25 protein-coding genes and 2 tRNA genes are annotated in these 18,970 nt (G+C 64.7%); 3 read left to right on the top strand and 24 right to left on the bottom strand.

All coding sequences use genetic code 11. The features are described 5' to 3' along the window. The first annotated feature begins 202 nt into the window (after positions 1-202). On the top strand, positions 203-1,087 hold the full coding sequence (locus tag BUB39_RS06030; protein WP_244540159.1) for a tyrosine-type recombinase/integrase: 885 nt from the start codon (positions 203-205) through the stop codon (positions 1,085-1,087). Positions 1,088-1,169: 82 nt separating this feature from the next. On the opposite strand, the gene BUB39_RS06025 is transcribed toward BUB39_RS06030, so the two are convergent. The 9 genes from BUB39_RS06025 to BUB39_RS05985 form a co-directional block, all read right to left on the bottom strand. Next, a tRNA-Phe gene (locus BUB39_RS06025) sits at positions 1,170-1,245 on the bottom strand. Positions 1,246-1,347: 102 nt separating this feature from the next. After that, positions 1,348-1,584 carry a DNA gyrase inhibitor YacG gene (gene yacG / locus BUB39_RS06020; RefSeq protein ID WP_073052034.1) on the bottom strand — a complete coding sequence of 79 codons (237 nt, stop codon included), beginning with the start codon at positions 1,582-1,584 and terminating at the stop codon, positions 1,348-1,350. An 11-nt stretch (positions 1,585-1,595) separates the two neighbouring features. Then, positions 1,596-2,219 (bottom strand): Maf-like protein, encoded by a 624-nt coding sequence (locus BUB39_RS06015; RefSeq protein WP_073052033.1) that lies wholly within the window; start codon positions 2,217-2,219, stop codon positions 1,596-1,598. A 77-nt stretch (positions 2,220-2,296) separates the two neighbouring features. Continuing rightward, a complete protein-coding gene (locus tag BUB39_RS06010) occupies positions 2,297-2,785 on the bottom strand; it encodes an arsenate-mycothiol transferase ArsC (RefSeq protein ID WP_073052031.1) in 489 nt (162 codons plus the stop codon). A gap of 4 nt (positions 2,786-2,789) precedes the next feature. Continuing rightward, entirely contained in the window at positions 2,790-3,278 is a 489-nt protein-coding gene (locus BUB39_RS06005) for a UPF0262 family protein (RefSeq protein WP_073052029.1), read from the bottom strand. Positions 3,279-3,324: 46 nt separating this feature from the next. Next, complete coding sequence (gene hisD / locus BUB39_RS06000) at positions 3,325-4,617, bottom strand: histidinol dehydrogenase (protein ID WP_073052028.1); 1,293 nt, start codon at positions 4,615-4,617, stop codon at positions 3,325-3,327. 79 nt (positions 4,618-4,696) lie between these two features. Continuing rightward, on the bottom strand, positions 4,697-5,173 hold the full coding sequence (locus BUB39_RS05995; RefSeq protein WP_073052027.1) for a DUF2948 family protein: 477 nt from the start codon (positions 5,171-5,173) through the stop codon (positions 4,697-4,699). An 89-nt stretch (positions 5,174-5,262) separates the two neighbouring features. After that, complete coding sequence (gene murA / locus BUB39_RS05990; protein WP_073052026.1) at positions 5,263-6,552, bottom strand: UDP-N-acetylglucosamine 1-carboxyvinyltransferase; 1,290 nt, start codon at positions 6,550-6,552, stop codon at positions 5,263-5,265. Between the two features lie 147 nt (positions 6,553-6,699). Continuing rightward, the gene (locus BUB39_RS05985) at positions 6,700-6,891 is read right to left on the bottom strand and encodes a hypothetical protein (protein ID WP_073052025.1); all 192 of its coding nucleotides are present in this window, start codon (positions 6,889-6,891) and stop codon (positions 6,700-6,702) included. Between the two features lie 148 nt (positions 6,892-7,039). Here BUB39_RS05985 and BUB39_RS05980 point away from each other — a divergent pair. Both BUB39_RS05980 and BUB39_RS05975 read left to right on the top strand, forming a co-directional pair. Next, positions 7,040-7,114 (top strand) — tRNA-Thr (locus BUB39_RS05980). 142 nt (positions 7,115-7,256) lie between these two features. Continuing rightward, positions 7,257-7,523: a hypothetical protein gene (locus BUB39_RS05975; RefSeq protein WP_073052024.1), complete on the top strand. Its 267-nt coding sequence runs from the start codon at positions 7,257-7,259 to the stop codon at positions 7,521-7,523. A gap of 10 nt (positions 7,524-7,533) precedes the next feature. Here the strand turns inward: BUB39_RS05975 and BUB39_RS05970 are convergent, their stop codons facing one another. Genes BUB39_RS05970 through BUB39_RS05900 form a run of 15 tightly spaced genes read right to left on the bottom strand, consistent with a single transcriptional unit; the run spans position 7,534 to position 18,949 of the window. After that, on the bottom strand, positions 7,534-7,779 hold the full coding sequence (locus BUB39_RS05970) for a DUF982 domain-containing protein (RefSeq protein WP_073052023.1): 246 nt from the start codon (positions 7,777-7,779) through the stop codon (positions 7,534-7,536). 45 nt (positions 7,780-7,824) lie between these two features. Next, the gene (locus BUB39_RS05965) at positions 7,825-8,274 is read right to left on the bottom strand and encodes a hypothetical protein (protein ID WP_073052022.1); all 450 of its coding nucleotides are present in this window, start codon (positions 8,272-8,274) and stop codon (positions 7,825-7,827) included. Beyond that, positions 8,274-8,585 carry a hypothetical protein gene (locus tag BUB39_RS05960; protein WP_073052020.1) on the bottom strand — a complete coding sequence of 104 codons (312 nt, stop codon included), beginning with the start codon at positions 8,583-8,585 and terminating at the stop codon, positions 8,274-8,276. Before BUB39_RS05960 ends, BUB39_RS05965 begins: the two co-directional genes overlap by 1 nt. Further along, positions 8,582-8,878, bottom strand: coding sequence for a hypothetical protein (locus BUB39_RS05955; protein ID WP_073052018.1), 297 nt, complete (start codon positions 8,876-8,878; stop codon positions 8,582-8,584). The genes BUB39_RS05960 and BUB39_RS05955 overlap by 4 nt, the downstream gene beginning before the upstream one ends. Beyond that, on the bottom strand, positions 8,838-9,179 hold the full coding sequence (locus BUB39_RS05950) for a hypothetical protein (protein ID WP_073052017.1): 342 nt from the start codon (positions 9,177-9,179) through the stop codon (positions 8,838-8,840). The genes BUB39_RS05955 and BUB39_RS05950 overlap by 41 nt, the downstream gene beginning before the upstream one ends. After that, positions 9,176-9,460, bottom strand: a complete 285-nt coding sequence (locus tag BUB39_RS25700; RefSeq protein ID WP_073052016.1) for a ubiquitination-like system serine protease family protein — start codon at positions 9,458-9,460, stop codon at positions 9,176-9,178. The genes BUB39_RS05950 and BUB39_RS25700 overlap by 4 nt, the downstream gene beginning before the upstream one ends. Next, the gene (locus BUB39_RS05940) at positions 9,460-9,987 is read right to left on the bottom strand and encodes a lysozyme (protein ID WP_073052015.1); all 528 of its coding nucleotides are present in this window, start codon (positions 9,985-9,987) and stop codon (positions 9,460-9,462) included. The genes BUB39_RS25700 and BUB39_RS05940 overlap by 1 nt, the downstream gene beginning before the upstream one ends. Then, positions 9,974-10,222, bottom strand: a complete 249-nt coding sequence (locus tag BUB39_RS05935) for a DUF7940 domain-containing protein (protein ID WP_073052014.1) — start codon at positions 10,220-10,222, stop codon at positions 9,974-9,976. The genes BUB39_RS05940 and BUB39_RS05935 overlap by 14 nt, the downstream gene beginning before the upstream one ends. A 53-nt stretch (positions 10,223-10,275) precedes the next feature. Further along, complete coding sequence (locus BUB39_RS05930; protein WP_073052013.1) at positions 10,276-14,040, bottom strand: hypothetical protein; 3,765 nt, start codon at positions 14,038-14,040, stop codon at positions 10,276-10,278. Between the two features lie 56 nt (positions 14,041-14,096). Next, positions 14,097-14,603, bottom strand: coding sequence for a hypothetical protein (locus tag BUB39_RS05925; protein WP_073052012.1), 507 nt, complete (start codon positions 14,601-14,603; stop codon positions 14,097-14,099). A gap of 11 nt (positions 14,604-14,614) precedes the next feature. Then, positions 14,615-15,334, bottom strand: a complete 720-nt coding sequence (locus tag BUB39_RS05920) for a hypothetical protein (protein ID WP_073052011.1) — start codon at positions 15,332-15,334, stop codon at positions 14,615-14,617. Continuing rightward, complete coding sequence (gene gpJ / locus BUB39_RS05915) at positions 15,327-17,651, bottom strand: TipJ family phage tail tip protein (protein WP_139251347.1); 2,325 nt, start codon at positions 17,649-17,651, stop codon at positions 15,327-15,329. Before gpJ ends, BUB39_RS05920 begins: the two co-directional genes overlap by 8 nt. After that, a complete protein-coding gene (locus tag BUB39_RS05910) occupies positions 17,644-18,051 on the bottom strand; it encodes an NlpC/P60 family protein (protein WP_073052008.1) in 408 nt (135 codons plus the stop codon). Before BUB39_RS05910 ends, gpJ begins: the two co-directional genes overlap by 8 nt. Beyond that, complete coding sequence (locus BUB39_RS05905; protein WP_084526922.1) at positions 18,048-18,551, bottom strand: hypothetical protein; 504 nt, start codon at positions 18,549-18,551, stop codon at positions 18,048-18,050. Before BUB39_RS05905 ends, BUB39_RS05910 begins: the two co-directional genes overlap by 4 nt. Then, positions 18,548-18,949, bottom strand: coding sequence for a hypothetical protein (locus BUB39_RS05900; protein ID WP_139251346.1), 402 nt, complete (start codon positions 18,947-18,949; stop codon positions 18,548-18,550). The genes BUB39_RS05905 and BUB39_RS05900 overlap by 4 nt, the downstream gene beginning before the upstream one ends. Positions 18,950-18,970 lie beyond the last annotated feature (21 nt).

The raw sequence follows: 18,970 nt of genomic DNA, 5'->3' as shown, positions 1-18,970 counted from the left end.
TTTGCCGAAGTATGTCCATGCCGACACCGATCGGCACGGACGAATAAGATACTACTACAAGCCGCCAGGGGGCAGGAAGATCGCATTGCCTGGCGAGCCCAACTCGCCCGAGATGATCGCGGCATACCAAGAAGCTTGCGCAGGTCGGATTGCGCCGAAGCCGATGAGAGCGAAGGAGGAGGGACGGCGTCTGCGCGCGGCAATGCCAGACACCCTCCGGTGGCTCTGCGAGGCGTACTACCAGTCGGACGCCTTCATGTCGCTCGATGAGCGAACCCGGTATGTCCGCAAGCAGGTGGTCGAACACTGCTTGAACGAGCCGACAGAGCCTGGCGCGAAGACGCTCTATGCCGATTTCCCGCTCGACCGGATGACACCGAAGGCGATCAAGGTCCTGCGTGACAGGAAGGCGCGACTGCCAGAGGCGGCGAACGTCCGCGTCAAAGCATTCCGACAGATTTTCGCCTGGGCTATGGAAGCCGAGACGACGGAGAAGCTCACTGCCAACCACGCGCGCGATGTCGCTTACAAGCCGCGGCAGGGCGACGGCTTCCATGCGTGGACGCTAGATGAGGTCGAGAGGTTCGAAGAGCATTACCCTGTCGGGACGACGGCGCGTCTCGCCATGGCGCTGCTGCTCTATACCGGCCAGCGGCGCTCCGACATCGTCGTTCTCGGCAGGCAGCACGTCCGCGACGGTTGGCTGATTTTCACACAATTCAAGGGCAGAAACCGCAAGCCGGCCCGTATGGAGATACCGATCATCCCGGAGCTTCAGCGTATCATCGACGCCAGCCCCACGGGCGACTTGACCTATCTGAAGACGACATTCGGGAAGCCGTTCACCGGCAACGGTTTTGGCAACCGGATGCGCAAGTGGTGCAACGATGCCGGACTGTCGGACTGTTCGTCGCATGGTCTGAGGAAAGCGGCTGCCGCTCGGCTCGCGGAGCTCGGCTGTTCCGACCGGGAAATCATGTCGATCACCGGCCACACGACCACGAAGGAAATCGACCGCTACACGCGCAGCGCTCGGCAGCGGAAGATGGCTGAGAACGTTCTGCGTCGGATCAACGACGCCAGCTAAAAACGGCAGCCGAATAGACCGTGAACAGGTTGGGATATTTCAGGGATTCCAACCGGCCCAACTGTTTGATTTCAAAGGTCTTTGGTGCCTGGGGGCGGAATCGAACCACCGACACGCGGATTTTCAATCCGCTGCTCTACCAACTGAGCTACCCAGGCCCCCGCGCGGCGCGCTTGGCGCTGCGAAGACTGCGGCCTTATAGGGGAGCGCGCCGAACCTGTCCAGAGCCTCGAAACGCTCGTTGTGGATGGTTTGTCCGCTCACCGATCGTCGGCCGCGCCATCGTCGTCGAGAACCGGGTCGCTGTCCTCGCTTTCGACGGCGGGAATCGCGTAGCGGCCGGAAAGCCAAGAATTGAGGTCAATATCCTTGCAGCGCTTGGAGCAGAACGGATAGGCATCGCGCTGCGAATCCTTGCCGCAGATCGGGCAGGGGCGGCGTGGGCGGAGCGGCAGGATATCGGCCGCGCGCGCGGGTGTCGTCTTGTCGTCGGTCATCTCTTGGTCCGTCAGGCAGGCTCGAGCCAACCCTTCTTGGCTGGATAGCCTTCGCCCTCCAGCATGGTGATCGTTTCGAAGAGCGGCAGGCCGACCACGGAAGGGTAGGATCCGACGAGCTTCACGACGAAGCTGCCGGCAAGCCCCTGGATCGCATAGCCGCCGGCTTTGCCGCGCCACTCTCCGGAGGCTAGATAGGTCTCCATCTCAAGCCGGGAAAGTCGCTTGAAGCGAACTTTCGTTTCGACGAGGCGCTGGCGTATCGTGCCCTTCGGCGTTGCGAGGGCAACCGCCGTATAGACATGGTGCGATCGGCCCGACAGCAGCAGCAGGCACTCCGACGCCTCCTCCTGAAACTCGGCCTTAGGCAGGATGCGCCGCCCAACGGCGACGACCGTGTCGGCGGCCAGGATATAGGAGCCGGCCTGCTCGGGATTGCGCGCGGACAGCGTCAGCGCCGCCTCTGCCTTGGCGCGTGCGAGACGCTTGGCGAGACTGCGCGGCAACTCGTTCTTCAGCGGCGTCTCGTCGAGCGAGGTCGGAATCAGCCCATCCGGCTCGATTCCCGCCTGGGCAAGGAGCTGCAGGCGCCGCGGGCTGGCGGAGGCGAGCAGGAGCTTCGGCGTATCGGTCATCGGAAATCCGGAATGAGAACAATCACGCGGCGGACACTAATCATTTCGTCCACAAAGGCATAGCGCCGGCGCCCCAATCAGCTGCCCGTTGGCATCCAGCCGAAGCGCGCCTTGATCCGCTCGGCGAGCTGGTCGCGAACCGCCCGATAGGCGTCGAGGATCTGTTCACGCGTGCCGCTTGTCAGCGTCGGATCGGCGGTCGGCCAGTATTCGACCGACACCGCCATGGTGCGGGTCAATTCGAGCGCGCGGTGATGCGCTTCGGGCGCAAGCGTGATGACGACGTCGAAATTGGTATCCTCGAGATCCTCGATCGTCTGCGACCGGTGACGGGAGATGTCGATGCCGTCTTCCTCCATGACTGAGACGGCGAACATGTCCGGCTCGCCCTTGCGGACGCCGGCCGAGGCGACATAGAGCCCGCGTGGAAACAGCCTCCGTGTGATGGCTGCCCCCATCGGGGAGCGCACGCTGTTCATGCCGCAGACGAAGAGGACGGAGCGCGGGGGCCGGGCTGTCGCCGGGGCAGGAGGCGGTGCAACGGCGCCGTCGGTCCCCGCGCCCAAGCGCTCAACCCTTCCAGTGCAGCGCGCAGACGAGGGTGAACAGCCGCCGTGCCGTCTCGAAATCGACGATGATCTTGCCGGCGAGGCGATCCATCAACAGCTGCGAACCTTCGTCATGAACGCCGCGCCGCCCCATGTCGATGGTCTCGATCTGGCTCGGCGTCGCGGTTCGAATGGCCGCATAGTAGCTGTCGCAGATGGTGAAATAGTCGCGTACGATCTTGCGGAGCGGCGTCAGCGACAGGATGTGCAGCACCAGCGGCCCGTCGTCGGCGTCGCGCACGTCGAAGACGAGGCGGCTGTCGCGTACGGCGAGATGCAGCCGATAAGCGCCCGTCGGATGGCCGGGCAGCACGAAGCGGTTATCCTCGATCAGGTCGTAGATCGCGATCCGCCGTTCATGCTCGACATCGGGCGTCGAGCGCCCGATCGAGGCGCCGTCCAGCTCGACGGCGACCAGTCGTCCTGCCTCGTCCTCGCTCCCGTCCGTCATCGGTCTCCGGTCCGGCCCCCCTGGCGCGCTTCCGCCCGCGATCCTGCTACAAATTGAGCCGGATAGCCACCGACCGGGCATGGGCCCCGAGCCCCTCAGCTTCGGCCAGGGTGATCGCCGCTGGACCGAGCGCGCGCAGCTGCTCCGGCCCGGTTTTCAGCAGCGACGTGCGCTTCATGAAATCGAGCACCGAGAGACCGGAGGAAAAGCGGGCCGAGCGCGCGGTCGGCAGGACATGGTTCGAGCCGCCGACATAGTCGCCGATCACCTCGGGCGTCGAGCGGCCGATGAAGATCGCCCCGGCATTGCGAACGCCTTCGAGATAGGGCCCGGCATCGGCCACGGCGATTTCGAGATGCTCCGGCGCGATGCGGTTGGCCAGCGGCACGGCGTCGGCGAGCGAAGCGACGAGGATCACCGCGCCATAATCGCGCCAGCTGGCCGCGGCCGTCTCACCACGCGGCAATGTCTTCAGCTGCCGTTCGACGGCCGCTTCGACCGCGGTGGCAAAGCCTGCATCGTCGGTGATGAGGATCGATTGCGCCGCCGTGTCATGCTCGGCCTGCGCCAGGAGGTCGGCGGCGATCCAGTCCGGATCGTTGTCGCCATCCGCGATCACCAGTACCTCCGACGGGCCGGCGATCATGTCGATGCCGACCGTTCCGAATACCTGCCGCTTGGCGGCCGCCACATAGGCATTGCCCGGCCCGACGATCTTGTAGACCGGCGGGATGGATTTCGTCCCATAGGCGAGCGCACCGATCGCCTGCGCGCCGCCGATCCGGTAGAGTTCGTCGACACCGGCAAGCTTCGCAGCGACCAGAACCAGCGGATTGATGATGCCGTCCGGCGAGGGAACAACCATGACGACACGGTCGACGCCGGCGACCTTGGCCGGGACGGCGTTCATCAGCACGGAACTCGGATAGGACGCGGTGCCGCCTGGCACATAAAGCCCAACCGCCTCGATGGCCGTCCAGCGCGAGCCGAGCTCGACGCCGAGCGCATCGACATAACGATCGTCGACTGGCTTCTGGCGAGCATGATGGGCGCGGATGCGGTCGCGAGCCAAGGTCAGCGCCGCCAGCGTCTTGTCCTCGACGGCGAGCGCCGCATCCTCAAATTCGGCCTCGCTGACGCGCAGCTTCTCGGCCGTCAGGGGCAGGCGGTCGAAGCGCGCCGTATATTCGAGAACGGCTGCATCGCCACGGGCGCGAATATCGGCGAGGATAGCGCGCACGGTCGCATCGACATCCTCGGAAACCTCGCGCTTGGCGGAGAGCAGCGCGACGAAACGCTGCTCGAAATCGGCTTCGGACTGATCGAGACGAATGGCCAAGACACGGCTCCTTCTGATGGCGCGACGTGTCTAGCGCGGTTGGCCCGCGGGCGGAAGACTATCTGCTAGGCAGTCCCTCTCAGGCCTTCATCGTCGCTGGAGCCTTGGCGTCGGCGGTATCGACGTCATGCTGCGGGCAGCAAGCCGTGGCCCAGGCCGGGCCGAAATCGCTGATCGAGGCTTCGATGCATTCAACGTCCAGCGCGATGGCGCCGCCGCCGGCGAAGATCAGCGTGACGGTTCCGGCGGGCTCTTCCGCCTTGTCGAAGGCGATGGCGAGGAGGTCGAGCACGGCGTCGGGATTGCTGCGGTCGATGCCAATCGAGCGGACGGCCGAGACGCGGTCGAAATGAAAGCCAGCACGCCGCCGCTCCCAGCTCTTGCGAACCGTGCCCTCAGCGGGCTTTTCCCAGACGAAGCGGTTGATGACGGCAGCGAAACGACCTTCCTTGGGTAGGAAAGTCATGTCTTTGACCTTCAGCACCGCATCCTGGACATGTGCCGAAACGACAGCGAGATCGTCCTGATCGAAAGCGACGAGCTTCAGTCTATCCATCACTACGCACCCCTTTGGCACAGCCAATGTTCTGGCCCGAAGGTGGGAATGGCGCGTTGAAAGCGCAAGCTCTTCTTGGGAAGACTCACCTAGCCGCTGATGCGCTCGATCGTGGCGCCGCAGCGCGAGAGCTTGTCCTCGAGCCGCTCGAAGCCGCGATCGAGATGATAGACGCGGTTGACCATCGTCTCGCCCTCGGCGGCGAGACCCGCGATGACCAGCGAGACCGATGCGCGAAGATCGGTCGCCATGACAGGCGCGCCTTTCAGCACCGGTACGCCAACGATCGTCGCGTTCTGGCCGTCGAGATGGATCTCGGCGCCAAGCCGGGCCAGTTCCTGGACATGCATGAAGCGATTCTCGAAGATCGTCTCGCGGATATGCGACGTGCCCTTGGCGCGGCAGACGAGCGCCATCAGCTGCGCCTGCAGATCGGTCGGGAAGCCAGGGAAGGGCTCCGTCACGACGTCGACCGGCTGCAGGTCGGCGCCGTTGCGATAGATGCGGATGCCGGTATTGGTAACCGTGACCTCGGCACCGACTTCGGACAGCACTTCGAGCGGCGTCACCAGCGTGTCGTGCCGCGCGCCTTCGAGCAGCACGTCGCCGCCGGTCATCGCCACGGCCATCGCATAAGTGCCAGCCTCGATGCGGTCAGGCATCACGGCATGGCGGGCGCCATGCAGGCGATCAACGCCCTCAACGCGAATGGTCGAGGTGCCAGCGCCCGTGATCTTGGCGCCCATCTTGATCAGGCAGTCGGCGAGATCGACGATTTCCGGCTCGCGGGCGGCATTTTCGATGACCGTCTCGCCATGCGCCAGGGTCGCGGCCATCATCGTCACATGCGTTGCGCCGACAGTGACCTTCGGGAAGACGACACGTCCGCCCTTGAGCCCGTCCGGGGCGCGGGCAATGACATAGCCAGCATCGATCTCGATCGACGCACCGAGGCTCGTCAGCGCCTCAAGGAAAAGATCGACGGGCCGCGTTCCGATAGCGCAGCCGCCAGGCAGCGAAACCTTGGCGAAGCGCTCGCGGGCGAGCAGCGGCCCGATCACCCAGAAGCTGGCACGCATCTTCGAGACGAGTTCATAGGGCGCCGTCGTATCGACGATCGTACGGGCCGTGAAGTGGGCCGTTTCGCCGGAAAGCTCGGCCTCGCCGATGCGCTTGCCGGAGATTGTCATGTCGACGCCATGATTGCCGAGGATGCGCTTTAGAAGCGCGACATCGGCAAGGCGCGGCAGATTCGCCAGCGTCAGCGTCTCATCCGTCAGAAGGCTCGCGATCATCAGAGGCAGCGCGGCATTCTTGGCGCCGGAGATCGGGATCGTGCCGTTGAGGCGCGCGCCGCCGACGATGCGAATCTTGTCCATGAAGGGGGCCCCGTGTTCGAATCACCGGCAAGGCGGACAGCCGCCGAAGCTTGAAGCCGGCCTGATTACATGAGGATTGGGGCCGACTCAAGGATAGCGGGCTCCGGCGTTCCGCAGGCCGGCATCGCGCCTGAACTGCGCAAGCCGTCAGGGCATCTTGTCGTCGGGCACGCCTTCCAAAGGCGGCGTGACGGCAGCGGCGCGGGCGGCCGCCTTGCGCTTGCCGAGATTGGCGCGGAGCGCTGCGGCCAGCCGCGCGGCGCGAGCATCCTTCTCGCGCTGTCCCTGAGTGTTCGCGCTGGATTTCGCCTTTTCGGGCGGTTGGATCTTGTCAGTCATGTTCACGAACCCTAACCCCGAATCACCGATCGGAAAACCACCGGCCATCCACAGGCGCGAGGAAAGCGCGCCCCGGCCCCCGACGCCGCTTGATCCGCCCGCCCCACTGTGGCAGTAAGGCCGCCGTCCGCGCCAAGCGCGCCGCGACGCTGCAGTAGCTCAGTGGTAGAGCACTCCCTTGGTAAGGGAGAGGTCGAGAGTTCAATCCTCTCTTGCAGCACCATTTTTCCTAATGATTTCAATGCCTTCTCGGTTTGCCATATCATCGCATTCGGCACGGAACGGCAGAACATGGCGTGAACCTGCACAGATATTCGTGCAATATCCGTGCAGTCTCGTTCCCGACTCGTTCACTAGCCTCCGTCATGAATGACACCCGCTTCCGCCTGCGTCGCATCAAATCGAACCCGGTCGACCCGTCGCAGATCTACCGCGTCATGCTTGACGGCCGCACGGTCGGGACGATCATCGAGCACAAGCTGCCAAGCTATCATGTGACCTGGTCAGTCACCGCGATCGTCGGCCGTCCGCCCGGCGTGCAGAACGGCATGGCCGCGTCGATCGAGGCGGCAATGGATGCCTGGCGCGAGATGTGGGAGAAGGTCGAGGCTGGGCCGCACGGACCGCCGTAGACGCACGCCATCATGCCTTGTCGAGGATGTCCGCATCGGCCGCGGCTTTGATCAGCGCAGCGCGGGCGCGCTCGACCGTGCCATTGCCCTCGAGCACATCGAGGCAGGCTTTCAGAGCCGGCCGATAGCTTCGCGGACGACGGACCCTATCCGGCCATTGATCGAGCAGCCAGCGCGCCGCGCCCTCGACATCGGTCAGGCCGCGGCTCGCGGTCGCCGTCTCCCAGACTGATACGCGCGGGAATGGATGGCCCATGGTCGCCTCCTGTCGAGTCGGGGGACTCAAGGCGGGCCGAGCGAATCAGTTCCGATTCGAGGGGAGAGGCGTCTCCGGCAGGATCGTGAACGGGATCTCGATCACCTTCGAGAGCGGCCATAGCCGGTGCAGCGGATTGCAGTAGTCATAGATCATGACGCGATAGCGCGCTGGCCCCGGTGCGGCGGCCGGCGGGACCGTGATCGGCTGGACATAACTGTCCGCACCGACCGGCCCGGATAGAGCCCGCATCTGCGTCCCGAGGTCAAAGCGGATATTCTGCCCGTCGAAGATCGTCCGCTGTGTCTCGCGCGGGCAAAGCCGGTAGCGGCGGAACTCATAGGCGATGTGCAGTTGGCCGCCCGGCAAAACGTCCGGCGGTCGCGCCTCGGCGAGGAGGCTTTCCGTCGCCGGGTTGCGGTCGCCGGCCCACACGCCGAGCATGGCGGCAATGACGCCGAAGGCGAAGATCAGGACAATGCGGGTCGTGCGCATCACTGGCCCTTTCCCTTGCTGATCCAGGAGAGGAGCGTGATGATCTTCTCGGCGAACAGCATCGAGGCGAAGAAGATGCCGAGGCAGCCGATCACCAGCCATTTGACGAACTTCGCGACCGTGCCGACCGAGCGGGCGAGCTCGATCGCCGCCAGCAGCTGTGCCGTGCCCTCCGGTCCGAGCCGTGCGACGCGCCGGAGCGCCTCGACCTCCTCCGGCCGCAGCTCGTCCAGGAGGTCGCGCGTCCATTTCGGGATGTCGGTATGCTTCTCCGACGGCAGTACCTGATAGTCTTCGTCGGGCAGGATCATTTCGGCACCACCCCGGCCTTGCAGACCTCGACCGTTGCCGTCGCTGCCCGCTCGCCGATCATCGCGTATTGCTCGCGCTGGCGATCGTACCAGCGGCCGAAACAGTCGATGATCTTGTTCGCTTTGACCCGGCCGGCCCGCTCGGCGCCGGCGACGTCGCGCCATTTCGCCGTCGGTTGCGGATCGGCGACAAAGACTTCGCGGACATAGTCCGGCTTTGCCGGCAGGCTGCGCTGCTCGATCGCGAGATATCTATCGGATCGATCGCATCCAGCGAGCGCCAGCGTCGCCAACAGTGTCGTCGCAATCAGAACCAGAAGACGCGGGCGGGGCATGCAGGATCTCCTGATTGCGACGGTCCGTCTCGGCGATGACATCGGCATCGGCCGCGGCGTCGACGCGGGCGCCCTTGTCGATGCGAAGATCGGCCTTTGCGGCATTGAGACGGGACTGGACGGCGGCCGCTTTGTAGGCGGCGATCTCGCGATCGGCGAAGGCCCGCGTCACCTTGTAGGAAGCGAAGCCGCCGACCGCCGCGCCGACGACGATGGCGATCGCCAAGCCCTTGAGGCCCAAGACGGAGGGGAGGCTCATGGGTCGGCTCCCGGCCACGGCGGCAGGTCGACCGTTTGCCCAGCGAGCTCATGCGCGCAATCGCCGAGGAACTGGATGCGTCCGTTCGTCACGAAGGAATGGCAGGCTCCGGGATAGAGGATGCTTGGCGTGAGCGTCGGCGCTTTAGCGTTTCCATCCCATTCATGAGGGCCACCGTGCGTTTTCAGGCGGACGACATGCTCGGTACGGCAGCCTGGGCAGTAGAACGCCAACTTGCCGGCTCTATCGATGCTGCGAAGGATCGGCGAGAGCGCACCCATCACAGCCCGCTCACGCAAAGCTCGGCTTCGCCGATCCGGGTCGCGTCGCCCATCTCGCGGCGCTTGACGAGGCCGGAAACCGTCTTGCCGCCAGCCTTGTTGAAGGCCGTCGCCGCTTCGCAGCTCTCGCGCAGCTTGCCGAGCCGGGCGAGCCGGGCCGCGCTCGAGTTGCAGGCCGCGCCGGTCCCGACATTGTAGGCAAGCGAGATCATGCTCGCCTGCCAGCTGATCGGCCGCTTCTCGAAACCGAAGATGCAACCCTTGAGCGGCTCGAAATAATCGCGGCGGACACGGACGGCGAGGCGCCGATCGCATTCGGCGGGCGTCACCTTCATGCCAGGGCGGACATTCGCCGTGTCGCCGTCGCAGATCGTCAGCACGCCGACGATATCGCGATAGGCGACGAGGCTGCGGCCCTCCCATGGCTGGATCAGGACAACGCTTGCCAAAGCCACGGCGCCGGCCGCTCCGGCTCCGGCGATCGCTGTTCTCGCCCGCCGGCTGCTCTGGATCTTATTGACCGGCATCGTCACCTCCGAGCGTCTTGGGCTGCGCAACCACGCGCGCGGGGATGCCGAGGACCGGAAAGACGATGCTGCCGGCCTGAGCGATGAACATCAGGGCGGCATAGGGCCAGGGCGGGATGACATCGATGAGCGCCGGCAGAGCCTGCGTTGCGCCGGCGCAGATCGCTGCAAGCGCGAAAAATCGAACCGTCCACGCGTGCTTGAGCAACGCGCGCCAATCACTGACGAGCTGCATGGATAACTCCGAAGGTGGATGAGTTCAGACGGGAGGCCGTAATCCGCGGGGCGCTACCAGCCGCGCGGCGCCAGAAAGGATGAATAGATCCAGTTGCCGACCTGAGTCGTCGCGTTGTTCCAATGGACACTGTCGACCCGGAGAGAACGCGGGATGATGCCGGCGGCGATGTCGGCATTGTCGTTGGCCGAGCCGTCGCCGAGTGTCCGCAGGAAGGCGTAGAGGTCGGCCGAATTGTTCGGGTACTCGGCGAGCACCCAGGCGTTGTAGGCCATCACGGTGTCGTATTCGGGCGTGCCGATCGTCCAGCTCGCATCGACCGAAAGCGTCAGGATCAGGAACCGCTTCGAGAGTGTCTTGAGCTGCGCGATCAGCGCGCGGGTGTCCGCCTTGAGCTGCGCCAAGTCAGCCGCCGGCGACCCCATCTTGTTGATGGTGTTGACGGAGGCCATCGTAATCTGGGCGCTCTTGTCCCAATTGGTATGCGTAACGGCCGTGATCGTGTGATCGACGCCGGTCGTGTAATCCCAATCGAGGTAGAAATCGCCAAGGAAGGTGACTGTCACCGCCGAGGTGAAGGTGATCGCGGCGCCGCCGCTCACTTCGGCCACGGCAAAGGTGTTCGTGGTCACGTCGCGGACGTAATAGGGCTTGTACTTGTACATGCCGGTCGGAACGACGGCGTCGCGGACGAAGATGGTATCGCCATTGGCGAAAGGATGGCCGTTGGCGGTGATCGTCGCGCCCGACACCGCGCCGGAGGCCGACAGCCGGCTGAAGCTCTTGCCGATGCGCCCGTTGGCGTTGAAGAACTCGACGGCGGTCGGCTCGGCGATCCGCGCCCCGTAGGCCTCCCAGTAGGCGCGATACGTCGTGTTGAAGGTGCGTGCCGGTACAGCGCGCCGGGCACGCAAACGGATCGTCCCGGTCGACCAGGTGATGCCGGTCACATAGGGCTGGTAGCCCTGCGCTCGATTGACGATTTCATAGCTTGCCTCGCCGCCGATACCGAGGTTGCGGACGGTGCGCGTCTGCCCGGCTGCAGCATAAGCCGCAGCGATGACCGCCGCCCAATCGAGATCGGTGAGGCTGTCGCCGGGGCAGTTGATGATGCTGTCGGGGATCATCGGCAGGATATTGCCGAGGATGTCCGAATACTGGTCGAAAGTGCTGACTCGGGTCAGGTTGGAGCTGCCGGCGTTGACGGCGAGCGCCTGCACCTTGGCACGCTGATCGATATCGTCGTTGAGGTTGCGCTCGAAGGTCGTGAGCTCAGGCCGATTGAACCCCATGAAGAAGCCGGTGAGATCGCAGAGGCCGCCGGCATAGGCACCATGCGCCGTTTGCACGCGGGCCGAGACCAGCAGCGACCGGGCCGAGGCGTTTGTGATCGGCGCGGTGATGATGACCGGAAACCAGGTGTCGGCGACCAGATTGTCGGTCGAGACCTTGGTGATGGTCGCCGAACCCAGCGAGACCCCGGAAGCGTCATACATCGTGACGAGGCCGGTGATCTGGTTGAAGCCCTGCGCCACCTGCGCCGCGTCGGCGCGCACGAAGAAGATCAGTTTGAGGACAGCATCCGTCCGCCCTTGAAGTTCCCTGGGGACAGCGATCGTCTGCCGCGGCTGAAGGTCCGACCAGGCGGCGCCGGTCGAGGTCAGGTAGACGCGAAGCGCCTGCTCGACTCCCGACCACGGCGTCTGCGTCGCGACGATCTCGGTGTTCGGTTTCGTCGCGCCGGTTCCGCCCGAACTGAGAGCCCATCCAGCAGGCGCCGCTGTCAGGCCGATGGCATCGCCCATGAACAGGGCATTCTTGGCCTTGTTCGAGCCGAAGAAGGCGGCCGAGTTGCTGGCGATATTCGGCAGCGCCTTCTTGGCCGCCAGCTCGGCGTCATAGTCGGCGTTCTTGTCATAGACCGTCTGTTCAGGCCGGTTGAAGCCGAGGAAGACGCCAGTGACATCAATCGTGCCCGTGAAATTCCCGGCCGTCGAAAGCGCAGACAGGCGCATGAAGACTTGCAGTTTCGTCGTCGTTCCGACCGTGATCGGGATGTCATAGATGATCGGGAACCACGTCGCGTTCGGACCATCCGAGGAGCGCTTGACCGGCGTCGGCGTGCCCTGTGACGCAAGCGCGTCATTGAGCATCGCGGTTACGATCGAGAGCGCGACCTTGGAGAGGTCGTCGACCTTCACATAGAAGATCAGGCGCGCGACGGCCGTTGTGTCGCCGACGAGATCGGGCGGGAGATCGACCGTCTGCCGAAGCTGCACTTCGGTCTTGGTCGTGCCGTCATAGGAGATGGAAGCCCGAAACGCCTGCTTCGTCTTGAAGGGCGTCACCGTCGAGACAATCGACCAGGGCGCCAAGGAAAAGCCGCTTCCGATTCCAACGGTGTATTCGGAAGGCGGCCCGGTATAGCTGGCGCCGACCGGATCGGCGGTGAACAGGGGATTGCGGATGCGGTTGCCGCCGAGCAGATGCGGCTTGCCAATGGCAGGCGAAACCTGTCCCGCATCAATCACCAGTTGCTCGCCGGCGCTGAAATCCGGTGTGTCGACGTCAGACCGATTGAAGTCGGCGAACATGCCGACGACATAGCTGTCGGCCGAGAAGTTGCCGCCGGAGGTGAGCGCCATCAGGCGCAGCGCGATGAAGAGCGAACGCACTGCGGCATTGCTGATCGGCACGTCGAAGATCACCGTCGCCCAGCCGCCGACGACATCGGTCGAGATCTTGGTCGGCGTCAGCGTATAAGTCGTGCCAGTGCCGTCAGCATTGGCATAGCCAGACGAGAGGGCCGTGACGGAGACGTTGGCCGAGCCGAGATAAAGCTGGCACACATAGCGGACAGTCGCCGTAGTGTCGCCGGCGAGGGCATCCGGCACGGTGAAGATCGGCGAGCGCAGCTGAAAGTCGGTCTTGTTGGTGCCGTTGTAGAACGACGAAACCTTGAGCGCATTGGCGGTCTTGAGCGGCTTGTTGGCAAAAGCCGCGATTGCCGACGCGGCGAGCACGCCGCCACCGGAGGACGAGAAGGCCGACGTGTAGCCGTAGGGCAGTACCTGCCCGATCAAGTCGCGCGTGAAATAGGCGTTGGGAATGCGGTTCTGGCGAAGGCCGCGTACGGCCGCGTCGACGAGGACACCGACGCCGCGCGCATCGGCAGCCTTGTTCGCCGTGCGGGCGAGGATCTCGGCATCGGTCGCCGCGGTTACGGTGATGGTGCGGTTGGCGTCGAGCGCCCCGCCACCCGACGCCATGCCGGACGCCGACACGGTCGTCGTCTTGTCGACCTTGCCGCCCATCGACCCGGTGACCGGGTTGCCATCCGCGCGCATATAGCTGACGCACCGCCAAGCTCCCGACCCATGCGAGCGGAATACCGCAACGTCACCGACCGCCGTCGTGATATTGGCGCCAGTCGGGAGCACCAGTGTGCCGCTGTGCGTCAGCGTCAGCACGCCCGTAAAATAGACCGTCCGCTCGATCCCGGCCGGCGCCGTTCCGAGCGAGGCGATCGTCGTCGTGCCGGTGATAGCCGCGAAGTCGCCTGTCGCCGCGCCGAGATCGATGGACGCGGCCGACGCGATATTGGCGCCGCCACGCATCACCCGGGCGCCAGGGGCAAGGTCCGCCTCGAGCGCGGTTGCGCGGTCGGCAACCGCAATGATATCCGCCGGCGACGCTCCGTTCGTGATGTTGGCGCGCGGGACACGCACTGTCGAGGTGACGCCGTCTACCGTCTTGTTGCCCATCAGATCGTCGACAGACGAAACGAGCGGCAGCAGGTTCGCGAAATTGTCGGGCATGCGGAGACGACCTCTCTCGATCGACGAGGCGAAGATGAAGGGGCAAGCGTGAAGGGTTAGGCTGAGCCGAAATGGCCGCCGAAATTGGCCGTACAGGTGCCGGTCACGGCGGATGCCGCCTTGATGTTGAGTGCCGTCGCCGCCGAACCGACAAGAGCGAGCCCCGCCGGCATCGGGTAATAGCCAGCGCCGGCCGGCAGCGGCAGGCTGAAGAGTACAGTCGTGCCGTCGCGGATATCGACCGTGTTGGCAGTCCATGTCGCATCGCAGATCAGGACGCCCCAGGTCGTCCAATTCTTGACCCCGGCAGCACCGGCGGCCTTAAGCGCCTGATCGGCATTCGTGAGCACGACGGGGCCGCTCTGCCAGCGCGCGGCTGAGAGGCCGGCGATCGCCGCAATGATCGCGTCCTGCTTCTCTTCCGAGCTCGGATTGACCGGGGTCAGACCATCCGCCGTAAAGGCCACCCGGCCGAGCAGGATGTTGCCGCTGCCGTCGTCGACCGCAGAGTGATCGAAGGCTGCCCCCGTCCCGTCAAGGATGGGGATTGTGGTCAAAGTCATGATGATGATCCCTAGATCCAGGCGGAATTTGCCGGGTTGGACAGATCGAGCTTGCCGACGCGCGACTCCGCGCTGGTGTCGAGCGTCACGTCGACGACGGCAGGGACGAGCGACAGGCGGCCATAGATGTCGGCAGCCGCGATGCCGATCGTGTGCGGCCCGGCCGTGAGGGGCTCGACCGTGTCGAAGGGCGGGTAGCCGACAAGCAAACGCATTGGGCGAAGGTCAGCCCATGACCAGCCGGAGCCCGGCCGGGACCGCATGACGAACTGCGATATGCGGTTGAGCTGCGCCGCGGTCGATGCCGGGTCGGCATCCCATGTAAAGCGCCTGACACCGCCGACGAGGCCGGTATAGCGAAGGTTGACGGCATTGGCCGGCAGATCGTCGCGCACCTGAACGATCACGCCGCTCTGGTCGACAGGGTCGCTTTCGACGCCATAGGCGTTGACGGCGACGGCAGTGATCGCGACTTCCGTCCCCGCAGCGATGTCGTTGAACTGTGCCCGCGCCGAGGCCGCGGGAACGGTCACCTCGATCGGCGCGCCGCCGGCCGGCGTTGCCGTGACGACATAGTGGTGCACCGGCACGAATCCCGGCCCCGGACGCAGGCGGACCAGCAAGGGCGTCGGCGCCGAGCCGCTGTCGATCGCGACCGATGCCGAGCCCGATTGAACTGCGACAATGACAGGGGCGCCGGGCGCACGCGCGGCCCAGGGAGGGCTAGGCATCGGCGAGGCTCTCGATCTCCGGCGCATGCCGGACCAGGGTCAACCGCGCACCGAGGTCGCGCTGCGCCTCGATATTGGCAATGACACAGTCAATGGAATCGGCGTCGAGTTCGCCAAAGAAGGCCAAATCGCCGGGCTGTGGCTCTGCCCCACCGCTATCGAGGGTGACGGTGTTGGTTTCGCCATCCTCGGTTATGATGACCCATAGAGACGTTTGGCCGTCGTCCTGTCGGAAACGGATGCAATAATCCTTGCCTGCTTCCATGGTGACAAGCTCGTCGAGAGTGACGATGCGCTTTTCGCCATCTGCCGTGTAGGCCGTTTCGATTGACTTGACGCGCGACGGCTCGCCGCTCCCTATTGGCATGATGATCGGCCATGCCATGCGCACCAGCGAACCGCGCGGCGCGACGAGGTGCTCGAAATCCTGCGACGCATACCAGGTCTCATAGCGGCTCTGCTGGATGCGGAAGCGCCGCCCTGCCTCACGATCGACAACCACGGGCAATGTCGCCCCGGGCAGCTCGATCTCCTCATAGAGCTGCGGGTCGCCGACAAGTCCCGGCCGCAAGACGATGCGTTCGTCGGCCGTCCAGAACTTGGTGCGGTTCAGGAACTTGACGCGGTAGGCATCGGGCAGCTTCTGATAGTTGACCTCCCCGGAAAAGCTATGGGCGTTGCGCGGCGTGATGTGGGCGCGCAGCACCGTCTGGATCCGGTCGATCACGACTGACCATTTTCCACCGCCAAGCACGGGCTGCGAGGGCGTCGCGCGCCCCGCTGCCGACACCTGTTGCAGCACGTCGCGCACCGATGCGTCGAAGTCGTGCACCCGTTGATAGGTGAGGCTCTTGGACTCGCACCATGCGTGCCATTCGGCGAGCGCGTCGAGATTAACCTCCGCATCCGACCGGGCCAGCGCCGTCGCATGCCCCTGCAACACATGGCGGTAGACCGACGCCGGGTTGCTCGTCGGGCGCGACACCCAGGCCGAGCCATTCCAGTCCGGGATATGGCTCGCGACGACGACACTGAAGGTGTCGATCGTGCCAGAAAGTTGCTTGCTCGCCTTGATCTGGACCGCAACCAGGCAGAGCGGACGCGGATAATTGACCGGATGCTGGTAGCGCATGCCCCGCACGACCGTCCACTGCATGGTGTCGGTCGTATTGCTGTCGTCGCTCTCGACGTTCCCGCGCTTGATCTGGACGTCGAATGTGCCCGGACCGCCGTCGACCTCCCAGCGGAGCGTGCGCCAGAAGGATTCCTTCTTGGCCGCGTTGACAAAGATCACGTCCACATAGACCCAGGGCCCATCCGGGGCGAAGTCGACACCCTTGCGCCGATATTGCACCTCGCAGGAAGCCGCCATTTCCCGCAGCTCGCCATCGGCATCCGTCCAGAACAGGCCGCCCGGGAAATAGATGTCGACGGAAATCGCATCGACATTGCTGGCCGTGGTGCGGATCGAGAAGCCATCATCGAAGGCAAGCTCGACGCCCACCGCATCCTCGAAGGTCACCTCTTCATAGAGGGTGATCGGGGTGTCGGTATCGAGCCCGTAGCGGATCTCCGTCGTGATGTCGTGATAGGCGTCGATCCCCGTCTCGCCGATGCGGAATTGCTCGAGGCTATGCTGCCCCTCTCCAATGACGAAGAGCGCGACGAGATACTGCTCATCGCCGATCACCCGCGTGAAGGGTAAAGCCCAATAAGGCGGATAGACGCGATGCTGCCCGTAGACTTGTGGCACCGGCCCCCATGGATTGGCCTGGTTGCGCGTGCCGGCGATCGTGTATTTGTCCTCCGTCTTCTTGTCATCGCGCTGGAAGAGGCTCGACAGCAGATAGTTGGCGCCGACGCCGATCGCTGTGCTGGCAAGGGCGGTTGCGAGCGGCCCGATCACCGGCAGCGCCCATGCGGCGAAAAGGGCAGTCGCCGCCATGATCGCGATCGACAACACGCTCCTGAGCGCGCCGCCGCCGGCAGGGCGCATGCGGAGCGTCACCGTCGTGCCAGCCTTCGGCCGCACCAGATGCCAGTGACGGCGCTCGACAACGGCAACGCTTTTCGGCCCGTGCAACGAAACGACGAGGAAGTCGAGGTCAGGCGCCACGGCCCCCGCCATCTCCTCGGCGACGATCTCGGCCAGCGTCGCACCTTCCGGCCGCGACAGGCTGCGCTCGATCGATGGATCAAACCTGAGCCGGCTGATAACGGCGACGCCACGCGAATCCGGCTTCACTGTCCGATCAGCGACCAGCTTAATAGGGTTGAGTATCTCGGGATGCGTAAATGTCAGCAGGGCCTTAGACATGCTCGTCATCTCCCACGGCTGCATGCCTGTAGAAGCCCGAGACGCGGTTTTTCCAATGCGCCATGTCGATCTCGACCAACTCGGCGCTCTTGCCCCGCTGCACATGCAGCATCAGCCGGCGCCCAACCATGACGCCGACATGATCGTCGACGACGCCATTCCGGATCACGACGACATCGCCATCCTGCGGATGCTCGACCTTTCGCCACGGCCAGACATCACGATGCGCGGCGATGGCGGAGGCATCCAGAGCGAGACCCTGGGCAGGGCCATAGTCGGCAAGCGTGATGCCGAACCGCTCGGCAAACGCGAGACGGACCAGCCCCCAGCAATGCGTGCTCTTCGTCCCATGGTCGCCGCGTGACCAGGGAATGCCGATGAAACCATCCGACCAGCTCATCGATGCAATCCCGGCGCAACGATCGGGTTCATGCGCCCGCGCGGAAAGTTCACGAGCGCAAAGTCATCCTGCCCCATCACGATCGAGACCTGCCCTTCGTCATAAGGCGCCGCCTGCGTCTTGAGGTTTCCGATCGAGACCTGCACCGTGTCGAGATCGCCGTCATAGACGAGCTCCATCGTCACCGTCGCCGGCTCGGACGAGGAGCGGATCACCGGAAAGATCGAGCGATCAATGGTCGCGATCGATATCCGCAGTTCTGGCGGCGCCTGGTCATTCTCATCCGGAAGAATCGCGGACAGCGGCACCCAGAGATAGGTCTCCCCACGGGACACGGTGCCATAGACCAGCGGCGAGTCGGACACGCGTCCGGTCCTGTCGGAGGAGATCCTGATCGGCGCTGGCAAAGCGTCGTGCTCGAAGGTGAGCAAGGTGATCGGAACAGCACCAGCTTGCTCGGCATTCATCTGCTGCCGAAGATCGAGGCTGATTTCCGTCACGGCATGATGTCCAGGGAGAGGCTGACCGGCCACAGATCGTCAGCAGTCGTCGTGTCCTGCGGCGGCTCTGCATCAGGCGAGAACATGACGAGCACCCAGGCAGAAATCAGCAGGGGCGAGCCGTCGGCGGCAAGCAGCACGCCACCGTCGTCGCTGCGCATCGGAAAGCCGTGGCGGCCCGGCTCGGGAAACCAGAACGGCAGTGCCCCACCCTTGGTGTCGACGTCCCAGAATGTGCCGAACCGCTCAAGCTGTACGCGCGTCATCCAGATCTGCGGCGTGATGGTGCGCACCGTGGCGGTGGACTTCCGGCGCACCTTCCCCGGGCCGAGATCGGTCGGCGAACGCAGACGCCCATCGGCGCGCTGACGACGGAAGCCGTCGCGCTGAATGAACATCGGCAGGCTGCTCGGCCAGCT

It is taken from the genome of Kaistia soli DSM 19436, assembly GCF_900129325.1.
In the GTDB taxonomy this organism is placed as follows: domain Bacteria; phylum Pseudomonadota; class Alphaproteobacteria; order Rhizobiales; family Kaistiaceae; genus Kaistia; species Kaistia soli.
This window is presented reverse-complemented; position numbering and strand designations above follow the sequence as displayed.

What these genes read in the sequence shown, in the direction of transcription:
- BUB39_RS06030 (WP_244540159.1), top strand. Translation starts at nt 203, where the DNA reads ATGCCAGACACCCTCCGGTGGCTCTGCGAGGCGTACTACCAGTCGGAC.
- yacG (WP_073052034.1), bottom strand. Translation starts at nt 1,584, where the DNA reads ATGACCGACGACAAGACGACACCCGCGCGCGCGGCCGATATCCTGCCG.
- BUB39_RS06015 (WP_073052033.1), bottom strand. Translation starts at nt 2,219, where the DNA reads ATGACCGATACGCCGAAGCTCCTGCTCGCCTCCGCCAGCCCGCGGCGC.
- BUB39_RS06005 (WP_073052029.1), bottom strand. Translation starts at nt 3,278, where the DNA reads ATGACGGACGGGAGCGAGGACGAGGCAGGACGACTGGTCGCCGTCGAG.
- BUB39_RS05995 (WP_073052027.1), bottom strand. Translation starts at nt 5,173, where the DNA reads ATGGATAGACTGAAGCTCGTCGCTTTCGATCAGGACGATCTCGCTGTC.
- murA (WP_073052026.1), bottom strand. Translation starts at nt 6,552, where the DNA reads ATGGACAAGATTCGCATCGTCGGCGGCGCGCGCCTCAACGGCACGATC.
- BUB39_RS05985 (WP_073052025.1), bottom strand. Translation starts at nt 6,891, where the DNA reads ATGACTGACAAGATCCAACCGCCCGAAAAGGCGAAATCCAGCGCGAAC.
- BUB39_RS05975 (WP_073052024.1), top strand. Translation starts at nt 7,257, where the DNA reads ATGAATGACACCCGCTTCCGCCTGCGTCGCATCAAATCGAACCCGGTC.
- BUB39_RS05970 (WP_073052023.1), bottom strand. Translation starts at nt 7,779, where the DNA reads ATGGGCCATCCATTCCCGCGCGTATCAGTCTGGGAGACGGCGACCGCG.
- BUB39_RS05965 (WP_073052022.1), bottom strand. Translation starts at nt 8,274, where the DNA reads ATGCGCACGACCCGCATTGTCCTGATCTTCGCCTTCGGCGTCATTGCC.
- BUB39_RS05960 (WP_073052020.1), bottom strand. Translation starts at nt 8,585, where the DNA reads ATGATCCTGCCCGACGAAGACTATCAGGTACTGCCGTCGGAGAAGCAT.
- BUB39_RS05950 (WP_073052017.1), bottom strand. Translation starts at nt 9,179, where the DNA reads ATGAGCCTCCCCTCCGTCTTGGGCCTCAAGGGCTTGGCGATCGCCATC.
- BUB39_RS25700 (WP_073052016.1), bottom strand. Translation starts at nt 9,460, where the DNA reads ATGGGTGCGCTCTCGCCGATCCTTCGCAGCATCGATAGAGCCGGCAAG.
- BUB39_RS05940 (WP_073052015.1), bottom strand. Translation starts at nt 9,987, where the DNA reads ATGCCGGTCAATAAGATCCAGAGCAGCCGGCGGGCGAGAACAGCGATC.
- BUB39_RS05935 (WP_073052014.1), bottom strand. Translation starts at nt 10,222, where the DNA reads ATGCAGCTCGTCAGTGATTGGCGCGCGTTGCTCAAGCACGCGTGGACG.
- BUB39_RS05930 (WP_073052013.1), bottom strand. Translation starts at nt 14,040, where the DNA reads ATGCCCGACAATTTCGCGAACCTGCTGCCGCTCGTTTCGTCTGTCGAC.
- BUB39_RS05925 (WP_073052012.1), bottom strand. Translation starts at nt 14,603, where the DNA reads ATGACTTTGACCACAATCCCCATCCTTGACGGGACGGGGGCAGCCTTC.
- BUB39_RS05920 (WP_073052011.1), bottom strand. Translation starts at nt 15,334, where the DNA reads ATGCCTAGCCCTCCCTGGGCCGCGCGTGCGCCCGGCGCCCCTGTCATT.
- gpJ (WP_139251347.1), bottom strand. Translation starts at nt 17,651, where the DNA reads ATGTCTAAGGCCCTGCTGACATTTACGCATCCCGAGATACTCAACCCT.
- BUB39_RS05910 (WP_073052008.1), bottom strand. Translation starts at nt 18,051, where the DNA reads ATGAGCTGGTCGGATGGTTTCATCGGCATTCCCTGGTCACGCGGCGAC.
- BUB39_RS05900 (WP_139251346.1), bottom strand. Translation starts at nt 18,949, where the DNA reads ATGTTCATTCAGCGCGACGGCTTCCGTCGTCAGCGCGCCGATGGGCGT.